Annotated in this window: 9 protein-coding genes; 8 read left to right on the top strand and 1 reads right to left on the bottom strand. The window is 57.6% G+C overall.

Annotated elements, in window-relative coordinates; all coding sequences use genetic code 11:
- Positions 1-10: 10 nt before the first annotated feature.
- From V6575_RS03845 to V6575_RS03810, 8 genes are all read left to right on the top strand, one after another.
- On the top strand, positions 11-1,777 hold the full coding sequence (locus V6575_RS03845; protein ID WP_340272765.1) for an ABC transporter ATP-binding protein: 1,767 nt from the start codon (positions 11-13) through the stop codon (positions 1,775-1,777).
- A gap of 28 nt (positions 1,778-1,805) precedes the next feature.
- Positions 1,806-4,259, top strand: a complete 2,454-nt coding sequence (nirB, locus tag V6575_RS03840; protein WP_340272764.1) for a nitrite reductase large subunit NirB — start codon at positions 1,806-1,808, stop codon at positions 4,257-4,259.
- Positions 4,256-4,597: a nitrite reductase small subunit NirD gene (gene nirD / locus V6575_RS03835; protein WP_340272763.1), complete on the top strand. Its 342-nt coding sequence runs from the start codon at positions 4,256-4,258 to the stop codon at positions 4,595-4,597. The genes nirB and nirD overlap by 4 nt, the downstream gene beginning before the upstream one ends.
- Before the next feature lie 131 nt (positions 4,598-4,728).
- On the top strand, positions 4,729-5,574 hold the full coding sequence (locus tag V6575_RS03830; protein ID WP_340272762.1) for a formate/nitrite transporter family protein: 846 nt from the start codon (positions 4,729-4,731) through the stop codon (positions 5,572-5,574).
- A gap of 80 nt (positions 5,575-5,654) precedes the next feature.
- Positions 5,655-7,409 (top strand): bifunctional protein-serine/threonine kinase/phosphatase, encoded by a 1,755-nt coding sequence (locus V6575_RS03825; RefSeq protein WP_340273337.1) that lies wholly within the window; start codon positions 5,655-5,657, stop codon positions 7,407-7,409.
- 70 nt (positions 7,410-7,479) lie between these two features.
- On the top strand, positions 7,480-10,176 hold the full coding sequence (locus tag V6575_RS03820; RefSeq protein WP_340272761.1) for a nitrate reductase: 2,697 nt from the start codon (positions 7,480-7,482) through the stop codon (positions 10,174-10,176).
- On the top strand, positions 10,151-11,647 hold the full coding sequence (cysG, locus tag V6575_RS03815; RefSeq protein ID WP_340272760.1) for a siroheme synthase CysG: 1,497 nt from the start codon (positions 10,151-10,153) through the stop codon (positions 11,645-11,647). Before V6575_RS03820 ends, cysG begins: the two co-directional genes overlap by 26 nt.
- Positions 11,648-11,796: 149 nt before the next feature.
- The gene (locus V6575_RS03810; RefSeq protein WP_340272759.1) at positions 11,797-12,489 is read left to right on the top strand and encodes an MOSC domain-containing protein; all 693 of its coding nucleotides are present in this window, start codon (positions 11,797-11,799) and stop codon (positions 12,487-12,489) included.
- 3 nt (positions 12,490-12,492) lie between these two features.
- On the opposite strand, the gene kdgR is transcribed toward V6575_RS03810, so the two are convergent.
- Positions 12,493-13,290, bottom strand: coding sequence for a DNA-binding transcriptional regulator KdgR (gene kdgR, locus V6575_RS03805; RefSeq protein ID WP_340272758.1), 798 nt, complete (start codon positions 13,288-13,290; stop codon positions 12,493-12,495).
- Between the last annotated feature and the right edge of the window lie 65 nt (positions 13,291-13,355).

Raw genomic sequence — 13,355 nt, 5'->3', positions numbered from 1 at the left:
GGAGCGGCACATGGCATTTCTTGAAATCTCCAATGTGTCCAAATCCTACGGCGAAGGCGCGAACCGCTCCGACGTTTTGGACGATATCAACCTGAAAGTGGACGAGGGTGAGTTCATCGCTATCGTCGGCTTCTCGGGCACCGGAAAGACCACACTGATCTCACTTCTGGCCGGTTTGATCGAACCGGACAGCGGCGGGATCATCTTCAAGGACAAGGAAATCAGCGGGCCAAGCCCGGAGCGCGGCGTCGTCTTCCAGTCTTATTCCCTGATGCCCTGGCTGACGGTTGCCGGCAATGTCAGTCTGGCCGTGGACAGCGTGTTCAAGAAGAAGCCGTCTTCCGAGCGCAAGGCGATTGCCGACAAATACATTCAGATGGTGGGTCTGGGCCATGCCAAGGACCGCAAGCCGACCGAATTGTCCGGCGGCATGCGCCAACGGGTGGCTGTCGCACGGGCGCTCGCCATGCAACCGGAGTTGCTGCTCATGGACGAGCCGCTATCAGCTCTGGATGCGCTCACCCGCGCCAAACTACAGGACGAGTTCGCAGCCATCTGCGAACAGGAGAAAAAGACCATCGTGCTCATCACCAATGATGTGGATGAGGCGATCCTTTTGGCTGACAGGATCATTCCGCTTAAGCCCGGAACTCCGGCAACTTTGGGACCTGAATTCAAGGTGGCGTTCAACCGCCCGCGGAACCGTTCGGAAATGAATTCCGATGATGACTTCATCAAGCTGCGTGCTGAAATCACCGAATATCTGATGTCAGTCGGGGCTGAACGTGGAGCCGATGCCGAGCGGGACATCGTGTTGCCAAACATCGTTCCGATCACACAAAGGTTGCCAAAGAAGCAAGACAAATTGCCAGCTGCCTATGAGCGGGCGGCGCAGGCGACATTGAAGCAAGACCGGTTCCTGGACTTCAGCCAGCTGAAGAAGGTTTACCCAACGCCCAAAGGTCCGCTGACCGTCGTCGATGGCTTTGACCTGAAGATGAAAAAGGGCGAGTTCATCACGCTGATCGGCCATTCCGGTTGTGGCAAGTCCACGGTGTTGTCCATGGTGGCTGGTCTGAACCCGATCACCGAAGGGGCGATTGTTTTGGATGGCACCCACGTCACCCAGGCGGGGCCGGACCGGGCGGTGGTGTTTCAGGCCCCAAGCCTGATGCCCTGGTTGACCGCCTATGACAATGTGGCTCTTGGTGTCGACAAGGTCTATCCGGACGCCAGCCGCGCAGAAAAGACCGATGTCATTGAATACTACCTGTCCAAGGTCGGTCTTGGGGATGCCATGCACAAGGCCGCATCCGACATGTCAAACGGTATGAAACAGCGGGTTGGCATTGCGCGGGCCTTTGCCTTGTCACCGAAGCTTCTGTTGCTCGACGAGCCCTTCGGCATGCTCGACAGTCTGACCCGCTGGGAACTGCAGGACGTTCTGATGGATGTCTGGAAAAGGACCCAGGTGACTGCTGTCTGTGTGACCCACGATGTGGACGAGGCCATCTTGCTGGCCGACCGGGTGGTCATGATGTCCAACGGCCCGAATGCCCGCATTGGCAACATCATGAAGGTGGATCTGCCGCGCCCACGCTCCCGCAAGGAGCTGTTGGCGCACCCGGATTACTACGCCTATCGCGAAGAACTGCTCGATTTCCTGGAAGCCTATGAGGGCGGCGCGGATCCGAGCGAGGAACAGCTTCAGTCCATTCAGCAAAAGCGTGCAACGCGGCTCGCGCGCCAGAAGGCCGCCGCTCAAGCCGCCGAGTAGGCGCGAAACTCAGGTCGGGAGAGGGCCAATGACAAAACAGAAACTGGTTATCATCGGAAACGGCATGGCCCCGGGGCGTATGTTGGAATTCCTGTTTGAAAAGGATCGCGACACATACGACGTCACGATCTTCAATGCAGAGCCCCGGGTGAATTACAATCGTCTGATGTTGTCGCCGGTGCTGTCTGGTGAAAAGACCTACGAAGACATCATCACTCATGACGAGGACTGGTACACCGAGCATGGCGTGACCCTTCACAAGTCCGCCCGCGTGTCGGAAATCGACCGCGAAGCCAAGACGGTCACCTCTGAAAGCGGCCTGACTGTTGCTTATGACAAGCTTGTTGTGGCGACCGGCTCAAACCCCTTCATCATTCCACTTCCGGGCAAGGATCTGAACGGTGTTTTGACCTACCGGGATCTGGATGATGTCGACAAGATGCTGCTGGCTGCCAAGGGCGGAGGACGCGCGATTGTCATCGGCGGCGGTCTGCTTGGTCTTGAAGCCGCAGCTGGTCTCAAGATGCAGGGCATGGAGGTCACGGTTCTTCACCTGATGCCTACCCTGATGGAGCGGCAATTGGATCCGGCGGGTGGCTATCTTCTGGAAGAAGAATTCAAGCGGATGGGCATTGATGTCCGCACTAAGGCCAACAGCCACGAAATCCTTGGCGATGAGGCGGGCAATGTTGCCGGTATTCGTCTGGATGATGGAACGGAAATTGAAGCCAGCATTGTTGTCATGGCCGTTGGCATTCGCCCGTCAGGCGATCTCGCCAAGGGTGTAGGTCTCGATGTGAACCGGGGCATTGTCGTCAGCGATGACATGCGCACATCTGATCCGGATATCTTTGCGCTGGGCGAATGCGTCGAGCACAGAAGCATGTGCTACGGCCTTGTTGCTCCGCTCTATGAGATGGCAGGCGTCATTGCCGACAATCTGCTCGGCGGATCGTCCGAATACATCGGATCTGTGACGGCGACCAAGCTCAAGGTCACCGGCGTTGATCTTTATTCGGCAGGTGATTTTGCCGAAGGCGATGATCGCGAGGAAATCGTCCTGCGCGATGCGACGGCAGGGGTCTACAAGCGACTGGTGCTGAAGGACAACAAGATCATCGGAGCAGTGCTCTATGGTGAGACCTCTGATGGTCCCTGGTTCTTTGACCTTCTGAAGAAAGGAACCGACGTCTCCGAAATGCGCGAGACGCTGATATTCGGCCAGGCGTATCAGGGGGGCGCCCCCCTGGACCCTACGGCGGCCGTTGCAGCCTTGCCGGATGATGCAGAAATCTGCGGCTGCAACGGCGTATGTAAAGGAACAATTGTCAATGCCATCACCTCCAAGGGCCTGACCGGCCTGGATGCTGTGCGGGCACATACCAAGGCATCTGCCTCCTGCGGCACATGCACCGGATTGGTTGAGCAACTGCTCGTGGCGACGCTTGGCGATGCCTATAATCCGGCAGCGGTCCAGCCCATGTGCGGCTGTACGGACCTTGGCCACGGCGATGTTCGCCGCCTGATCAAGGCAAAAGAACTCAAGACAATCCCGGAAGTGATGCAGGAGCTGGAGTGGACCTCTTCAGGCGGCTGCGCCAAATGCCGTCCGGCGTTGAACTACTATCTCGTGTCCGACTGGCCCAATGAATATGCCGACGACTACCAGTCGCGTTTCATCAACGAGCGGGTTCACGCCAACATCCAGAAGGACGGTACTTACTCGGTCGTTCCGCGCATGTGGGGCGGCATGACGTCGTCCAAGGAACTGCGCGCAATCGCGGATGTGGTCGACAAGTTCAACATTCCGGCGGTCAAGTGCACCGGCGGTCAGCGCATCGACATGCTGGGCATCAAGAAGGAAGATCTTCCCGCTGTCTGGGCCGACCTTGGCGAAGCAGGCTTCGTCTCCGGCCAAGCCTATGCCAAGGGCCTGCGCACAGTGAAGACCTGCGTTGGAACAGACTGGTGTCGCTTCGGCACGCAGGATTCCACCGGCCTGGGCATTCGCCTGGAAAAATTCATGTGGGGCTCCTGGACGCCTGCCAAACTCAAGCTGGCTGTGTCCGGGTGTCCGCGCAATTGCGCAGAGGCAACTTGCAAGGACATTGGCATCGTCTGTGTCGACAGCGGCTTTGAAATTCACTTTGCAGGTGCTGCCGGTCTCGACATCAAGGGAACGGAAGTCCTTGGCCAGGTGAAAACCGAAGACGAAGCGCTGGAGCATGTGGTGGCTCTGGCTCAGATGTACCGTGAGCAGGGTTACTACCTGGAGCGGATCTACAAATGGGCCAAGCGGATCGGCGTCGAGGAAATTCGTCGTCAGATCATGGACGACACCGCCAAGCGCAAAGCCTATTTCGACGCTTTCGTCTTCTCCCAGAAATTTGCCCAGGTTGATCCCTGGTCGGAACGTGTGTCCGGCAAGGACAAGCATGAGTTCAATCCGATGGCGACCCTTTCACTGGAGGCCGCAGAATGAACGTCATAGCAAAAGATTGGATCGCCATTGGCGAGCTGACCGACATTCCGCGTCAAGGGGCGCGGGTGGTCAAGACCGAGGCTGGCTGCATTGCGGTGTTCCGCACGGCCAATGACGAGGTCTTTGCGCTGGATGACGGCTGTCCGCACAAGGGCGGCCCACTCAGCAACGGGATTGTCCACGGCACCTCCGTGACTTGCCCATTGCACAATTGGGTTTTCGATCTGGCAACGGGCATTGCGCAGGGCGCGGACGAGGGCGCGGCCAGAACCACGCCTGTCAAAGTCGAACAAGGCCGGATCCTGATGTCCATCGAGGCCATCAGGGCCAGAGCATAACAAATAAGCGGACGGGGCAACGGGTCCGCAACAAGGTCAAAAGACCGCGCAGAACAACAGTACACGGGGAAACGTCCAGGGAGCTAAACGGCAAAAAGTCGTGAGAAACCAGGACAACAGAGGGGTCTGAAATGTCATACGTAGCACCACAGGAATTCGCCGCGAAGATGATCGACGCGGGTGAATCCAAGATTTTCATGTCCACCAAGGACACTTTGATCCGCTCCTATATGGCGGGTGCTATTCTGGCTCTGGCTGCCGCTTTCGCAGTCACCATCGCCGTCAACACCGGCAATTTTCTGATCGCCTCGGTGTTGTTTCCCGTCGGCTTCTGCATGCTTTATCTGCTGGGCTTTGACCTTCTGACCGGCGTCTTCACCCTTGCGCCTCTGGCAGTAATTGCCAAACGTCCAGGGTGTACCTGGAAAGGTGTGTTCCGCAATTGGGGTCTGGTGTTTTGCGGCAACTTCGCAGGCGCGATGACGACGGCTGTCTTCATGGCGATCATCTTCACCATGGGCTTCAGCCAGGAGCCGAATGCAGTTGGTCAGAAAATCGGACAGATCGGTGAAGCACGGACGCTCGGCTATGCAGCAGCTGGCTGGGCCGGTTTGCTCACCGTCTTCATCCGCGCCGTAATGTGCAACTGGATGGTCTCGACTGGGGTTGTGTCTGCGATGATGTCGACCACGGTGTCCGGCAAAATCATGGCCATGTGGATGCCGATTTTGGTCTTCTTCTACCTGGGTCTCGAGCATTCCATCGTCAATATGTTCCTGTTCCCGTCAGGCATCATGCTGGGTGGTGATTTCACCTGGTTTGATTACCTCGCCTACAACGAACTTCCGGTGATTCTGGGCAATCTGGTCGGTGGTCTGACCTTTGTCGGTGGCATGATCTACGCGACACACTACAGGACATCTCCGAAACGCAACGCTGGCTATGAAACAGCCAAAGTTGCCGCTCCGGCTGAATAAGCAGCTGACCGCATTGGCCCTGTCATTTGGGCAGGGCCGATGCACAACAGAGCCGATGCCAAAGGGAAACCTCCGTGCTGATGCAAGTCCAGAACGCTGATTTGAAAGCTGATCAAAAAGCAGAGCTGTCCGTCTCAATCGGTCAGCACTCGTCGGCTGGCCTCAAACAGCAGAACCAGGACTTTCACGGGTCGGTTGCTTCCACGGGACAGACGCTGGTTCTCAAAGGCACGGCACTGGCATTGGCAGATGGTATTTCGTCCAGTGACGTGAGCCATATAGCGGCTGAAACAGCTGTAAAGTCATTCCTCACCGATTTCTACTGCACCTCGGACGCCTGGTCGGTAAAGATGGCCGGAACGCGGGTGGTCTCTGCCTGCAATTCCTGGCTCCATGGGCAGAAGAAACCCGGCGCGTCCGATGATCGTGGTCATGTCTGCACCTTTGACGCCTTGGTATTCAAAGGGCGACTGGCACATCTGTTTCATGTCGGGGATGCACGGATCTGGCGGCTGTCCGGCGAAACTCTGGAGCAACTGACCACCGACCACAGGGTGCAGTTGTCTGCCTCTGAAAACTACCTCGGCAGAGCGCTTGGCCTCTCCAACACGCTTGATATTGATTACCGGGAAATAGGCCTGTCTTCCGGCGATATTTTTATCCTGACGACAGACGGCGTTCATGAATTCGTCTCGCCGAAGGAGATCGCCAGCCATATTGCGTCTGCGGCGGATCTTGATGCCGCTGCACGCACGATTGTTGCTGCTGCTTTGGAGAAGGGCAGCGACGACAATCTCACCATTCAGATCGCCCGCATTGATCACCTGCCGGGCCGTGAGGCCATCAGCATCTTGGATGGCGCGGATATGCTGCCGCCAGCGCCGCTTCTGCACATACCATCAGAATTTGAGGGATATCAGATCCTGCGCGAGCTGCATGCCAGTCACCGCAGTCATATTTATCTTGCCTATGATGCAGAAACAGATCGCAACGTCGCTCTTAAGGTGCCGTCAGCAGACTTGCGCGGTAGCGCGGATTATCTGCGCCGCTTTGCCATGGAAGAGTGGGTGGCCCGGCGGCTAAACTCACCGCATGTGTTGAAGGCCGGACAATCCAGCCGCGAGCCGGAGAAGCTGTATGTGGTGACCGAATTTGTTGAAGGTCGCACCCTGCGCCAATGGATGAACGACACACCGCAGCCTGACCTGGAAACCGTGCGCGGTATTCTTGAACAGGTCGTCAAGGGGCTGCGGGCCTTTCACCGCCACGGCATGCTGCATCAGGATCTGCGGCCAGAGAACATCATGATTTGTAACGACGGTGTTGTGAAGATCATCGACTTCGGGTCTGTTTTGATTGAAGGGGTTCTGGAGGCTGTCCCCGGTCTGGATGACACCGAGATCCTTGGAACCCATCAGTACGCTGCGCCGGAATATTTCCTGGGCTACCGAGGCACCGAGCTGTCTGACTTTTTCTCGTTGGGTGTGATTGCCTATGAGATGCTGACCGGCAAGCTGCCCTATGGCGACAAGGTGTCCCGTGCCAACACGCAGAAGGCGCAGAGTGCTCTTACCTACATATCAGCGGCGTCTTTGACCCAGCGCGTGCCCGATTGGGTGGATGGTGCGCTTGCCCGTCTCGTCCACATTGAACCGGTCAAACGCTACGAGGCGTTGAGCGAATTCCTCGAGGATATCCGGCGTCCGAACGCTGCCCTACGCCCGGATGTCAAAGCCTCGTTTGCAGAGCGGGACCCAATTCGCTTCTGGCAGGTCGTCAGCCTGTCCCTCGCCATCCTCGTCATCGTGCTGCTCTATCAACGGATGCCCGCATGACGTGCCCATGTGACCTGGAAAGCCCATCAATACGCCAAATTGGCGTCGCCAAGAGATCCGGAGAGACCATTTGACCGACCCCGCTCAGGCATCAACGATCAAAACGACCTGCCCTTATTGCGGCGTTGGCTGTGGCGTGCTTGCAACGACTGCTGCGGACGGCAGTGTTAGCGTCAAAGGCGATCCGGAGCATCCGGCAAATTTTGGCAGGCTTTGCTCAAAAGGCTCCGCTCTTGCGGAAACCCTGTCGTTGGATGATCGCCTGCTTTATCCGCAAATCAACGGCAAGCGCGAGAGCTGGGACACGGCGCTTGATCTGGTCGCGGACCGGTTCGCCCAGACGATTGCGGAGCATGGACCGGACAGCGTTGCATTTTATGTTTCCGGCCAGATCCTGACAGAGGACTATTACGTCGCCAACAAGCTGATGAAGGGCTTCATCGGGTCGGCGAACATCGACACCAATTCACGCCTGTGCATGGCGTCTTCTGTTGCCGGTCATCGCCGGGCCTTTGGCTCTGATACGGTGCCAGGCACCTATGAAGATCTGGAAAAGGCGGATCTTGTGGTGCTGGTCGGCTCGAACCTTGCCTGGTGTCACCCGGTTATCTTCCAGAGAATTGAAGCGGCCAAAGCAACCAACCCGGCTCTGCGCGTGGTCGTGATTGATCCGCGTCGAACGGCGACCTGTGAGCTGGCGGATCTGCATCTGGGGCTGAAGCCAGACACGGATGTCGCGTTGTTCAATGGCTTGCTGGCCTATCTGGCGGAAGCCGATTGTCTTGATCAGAGCTATATCGATCAATACACGAATGGCTTTGACGGCGCTTTGGCGAAAGCAGGGCCCGTCGATATGGCGAAGATCGCCGGGCAGACTGGCCTGTCGGCTCAGGATATTGCGCTGTTCTATACCATGGTGGCGCGGACTGAGAAAACGGTGACGGTTTACAGTCAGGGCGTGAACCAGTCCGTTGTCGGCACGGACAAGGTCAACGCTATCATCAACACGCACCTTGCCACTGGCCGCATTGGCCGCGCTGGCATGGGACCATTTTCGATCACCGGCCAGCCGAATGCCATGGGCGGGCGTGAGGTAGGCGGTCTTGCCAATATGCTCGCCGCGCACATGGCCATCGAAAACCCGGACCATCGGGAGCTGGTGCAAAGCTTCTGGCAAAGCCCCTCAATGGCGACCCGTCAGGGCCTGAAGGCCGTCGATATGTTCCGGGCGGTCGGTGAGGGCCGGATCAAGGCGATCTGGATCATGGCCACCAATCCGGTCGACAGTCTGCCTGATGCGGATGATGTGGCGATGGCTCTGAAAGCTTGCCCGTTCGTGGTGGTCTCCGATGTCTCCACTGCCGTAGACACGCTGGCCTATGCCGATGTGGCGCTTCCTGGCGCAGCGTGGGGCGAAAAGGACGGCACGGTGACCAATTCAGAACGGCGGATTTCCCGCCAGCGTGGCTTTCTGGATCTGCCCGGCGAAACACGGCCCGATTGGTGGGCATTGTGCGAAGTGGCAAAGCGCATGGGCTTTGCGGAGCGCTTTGACTATGCGGATGCCTCCGAGATTTTTGCCGAACATGCGTCCTTGTCAGCCCATGACAATGATGGTCAGCGGGATTTTGACATTGGCGGATTGGCTGATCTTGGACGATCAGGCTATCAAGACCTTGATCCGGTTCAATGGCCAGTGCGGGCAGGGCAGCCACGTCGCGACAGTCGGTTCTTTGCTGGAGGCGGCTATTTCACGCCAGACCGAAAGGCGAATTTTATTGCCGTTGAAGCGGTTGCGCCACGCAAGCGTGAAAGAACCTATCCCTTTGTCTTGAACACCGGTCGTGTGCGCGATCATTGGCACACCATGACCCGCACCGGCAAAACCGCTCGCCTGTCAGCTCATATGGCTGAGCCCTATGCGGAAATACACCCGGATGATGCGGCTTCCATCGGCCTGGCGGACGCTGAGCTTGTCGAGGTCAAAAGCCCTCATGGCCGCGTTGTGGTGCGGGCATTGGTCAGCGACAAGGCGCAAAAAGGCTCTGTTTTTGTGCCATTGCACTGGACTGATCAATTCGCCTCAACGGGGCGGGTTGATGCGGTGGTAGCGCCTGAGACAGACCCCGTATCAGGCCAGCCTGGCTCCAAGTTCACACCCGTTGCGCTCTCGCGGGTTTCTTCCAGCTGGTACGGCTTTGCCATACTGCGCGACAAGCCGAACAGCATTCTGAGCGACTATTGGGCGCTGGCACCGGCACCCGGCGGATGGCGTCTGGAGCTGGCCGGTCTGGAATCTACGGATCTGCAACATCTGGCCCAAGAGCTAGGAGGCAGCGCGGCATCTGAGGCGCAAATCTTGAGCTATGAAGACAGCGCGGGCGGCACCAGCCGCTTTGCCATCTGGGACGGTGTACATCTTGTCGCTGCTTTCTTCTTTGCCGCCCAGCCTGTTGAAGTGTCGCGCCAGTGGGCCGCAAGTCTTCTTGAAACACCTGCCATGACGGGTGTTGATCGCTACCGTGTTCTGGCCGGACGTCCGCCTGCGGACAGGCCGGACCCGGGCGCCATCGTTTGCTCCTGCTTCCAGATCGGAGCCAATCAGATTGCTGACGCGGCCAAAGGCGGCGCGGACAGTGTGGAGGCAATTGGCAAGGTTTTGAAAGCCGGAACCAATTGCGGCTCTTGCCGGTCCGAAATCAAAAGCCTGCTCGGTGCCCTCAACGAAAAGGAGACAGCCAATGTCGACATCGCGAAAGCCGGTTGAGGTTAAGGCACCTTCAAGACCGCGTGGCCGTCCGGCCCGTATGGGCGCGCTTGCCAGCCTGCCTGTGTTCTTCCCGTTATCTACGCGCAAGATCCTGCTGGCAGGCGGAACGGAAGCTGCAGCCTGGAAAGCCGAGCTTCTGGCGGCAACCGGTGCTGAAGTTCACATCTACGCCATTGATCTTGATCCGGTGATGGCAAAGCTGTTGGAGGCCGGAAGCATCAAGGGCAGCTTCGTTCATCACGCGAGGCCCTGGGCAACAGACAGCTTTTCGGGCATGACGCTTGCCATTGCAGATGCGGCAAGTGATGGTGAGGCGCAGGCGTTTTATTGTGCTGCCAAGGCTGCCGGACTGCCGGTCAACGTTATCGACAATCCGCCATTCTGTGAGTTCCAGTTCGGCTCCATCGTCAATCGCTCGCCAGTTGTCATTGGCATCTCGACCAATGGCGTTGCGCCAATTCTGGGTCAGGCGATCCGGCGTCGCATTGAAACGCTCCTGCCTTTGACACTGACTGGCTGGGCTGGTCTTGCAGGCAAGGTGCGTGGTGCTGTCATGGACCGCCTGGCACCCGGCCCGCAGCGTCGCCGGTTTTGGGAACGGTTCACCGAATTCGCTTTCTCAGAGCGCGAAGCACCGGGCTCGGAAGCGGACATTCAAGACTTGGTCGAAGCCACAGGCCTGGCGCAGGCCGCAGGCGAAGGCAGAGTGACCCTGGTGGGATCCGGTCCGGGAAGTGCCGAGCTGCTGACCCTCAAGGCGGTTCGCGCATTACAAGCTGCTGATGTCATCCTGTTTGATGATCTGGTGGCCGATGAAGTGCTGGAACTGGCCCGGCGCGAAGCCAAGCGGATGATGGTAGGCAAGCGGGGAGGGCGCGATAGTTGCAAGCAGGAAGACATCAATGATCTGATGGTGGATCTGGCCAAGAAGGGCAAGAATGTCGTGCGCCTGAAGTCAGGCGATCCGATGATTTTTGGACGGGCTGGCGAGGAGATTGATCGCCTGACTGCAGAAGGCATTCCGGTCTCGGTCGTTCCGGGTGTGACGTCCGCGTCAGCGATGGCCTCGGCTCTGGGCATCTCGCTGACACACCGTGATCATGCCCAGGCTGTTCGCTTTGTCACCGGTCATTCGAAGAAGGGTGATCTGCCCGAAAGCGTGGACTGGCACGGACTGGCGGATGCGGCAACAACAACGATCTTCTATATGGGCGGGCGCATGGCAGGTCGTATCTCCAGCCGTCTGATGGACGAGGGCAGATCCCCGTCTACGCCCGTCGTTGTCATGGCGGGCATTGCACGTGCTGATGAAAAACGCTGGTCCGGGCTGCTTTGCGATCTGGAAGCCGGTGTCTCCGGGCTTGAAACCTCCGAGCCGGTTTTGATCGGTGTCGGTGAAGTGTTTCACACGGTGCAAGCGAAAGCTGTTCTTTCGCCAGTATCCCAATCGGTTTCAATGGTTGGTTGAGAAGCATCTGATTATACAGCGCGATGCTGACTTGCGGCTGTCATCATGATGGCAATAATGATGATTGTTATTCATTTTATGCGCGTGTCTTGAACCTGATATCCAAACGAGGTTGAAGTCTTGCGGCCGGAACAAAGACCAATAGGATCATGGCATTGCTAAATGTAACCGTCGGAGGGCTTTTTTGCGGCTCCGTTGCCGAGCTCTGGCCGGGCAGACCCACATCCGGAATTCAAAAGGACCCTGTCAGCGGACCACAGCATCTTGGTCTGGAGGGATTCGACAGGGACGCGCAGGCGGACTTGAGCGTTCATGGCGGTCCCGACAAAGCCCTTCATCACTATCCGGCGGAGCATTATTTGCTCTGGCAGGCAGAAGGGCTGATGGAGGCAGGAACCCAGCCGGCAGCATTTGGTGAAAACATCTCGACCGAGGGAATGACAGAAGAAACAGCCTGCATTGGCGACATTTTCACGCTTGGCAGCGCGACTGTGCAGATCTCTCAGGGGCGGCAGCCATGCTGGAAGCTGAACGCTCATACCGGCCATGACACGATGGCGTATCTGTTTCAAAAGACCGGACGCACCGGATGGTATTACCGTGTTCTGGTTCCAGGTAAGGTCGAGGTTGGAGATCCGTTGACGCTGTTGGAGCGACTGCATCCGGATTTATCGGTTGAAATGGTCACAAGGGCGCGCTTGACGAAGAAGATCGCGAGTGCTGATGCGGTCCGTTTGTCTGAGATTCCGGAATTGGCTGAAAACTGGCGTGCTGCTTTCGGCAAGATGGCCGCGGGCAATTTGAATGAGAACACCAGCGCGCGATTGACCGGGAAGTCTTAGGTTTTAATGGACCTTGGGTGCGCGATATCCGAGCGCACTGGACGCCTCAAGTCCGCAGGTGGTCAGCAAGTTGACGTATTCGTCTTTGCGGGCTTCATCGAAGCGAAACAGGGGAAAGGCGATCGAAATGGCCGCGATTGGCTTGCCCAAATGGTTGAAGACGGGAGCCGCCATGCAGCGCACACCGGCTTCACTTTCTTCAATCTCTTCTGAATAGCCGCGTTGCCGGGTGACTTTGAGCTGCTCAAGCAGCTCGTCTGGCTCGGTGATCGTGCGCGGCGCGAGCGGCTGCATGTCCATGCCGGAAATGCGGTCCTGAATTTCGTCTTCATCGCGCCAGGCCAGTAGAGCCTTCCCAAGCGACGTGCTGTAGAGCGGATTGCGCAAGCCGAGTGTGGATTTCATCGACAGATTGTAGAAGGAATCATACTTGTGAATGTAGCTGACCCGTTGGTCACGCTCATCCAGAATGCCCAAATTGATAGATTCACCAGTGGCCCGCGACAACTTTCCCATCGCCTTGTCGGCAGCTCTCAGCAGGTCGGATTGTTCATTCAGCAAACGGGCGCCCAGGCTGAAAAGCTTCAGTGTCAGGCCATATTTTTCCGTGTCTGGATCTTGTTCCACATAGCCAAGTTCCACCATCGTTTGCAGCAGTCGGTGCGCGGTGGCTTTGGACGTCATGGCCCGTTGCGCCAGGTCGGCAAGGCTCATGCGCTGTTCGTCAGCGAGGGTCTCCAGAACGGCGAATACCTTGAGGACGGATGCAACATTTTCCGTTTTGGGCTTCGGGTCCCGCATTTTTGATCCGTTCTGTTTATTATGAAACGGCATTCTGAATTTTGCACTTGGGCCTGTCAAGGCAC

The sequence above is a fragment of the Roseibium algae genome (assembly GCF_037783265.1).
GTDB classification, from domain to species: domain Bacteria; phylum Pseudomonadota; class Alphaproteobacteria; order Rhizobiales; family Stappiaceae; genus Roseibium; species Roseibium algae.
The sequence above is the reverse complement of the archived record's forward strand: the minus strand, read 5'-3'. Positions and strand labels throughout refer to the sequence as shown.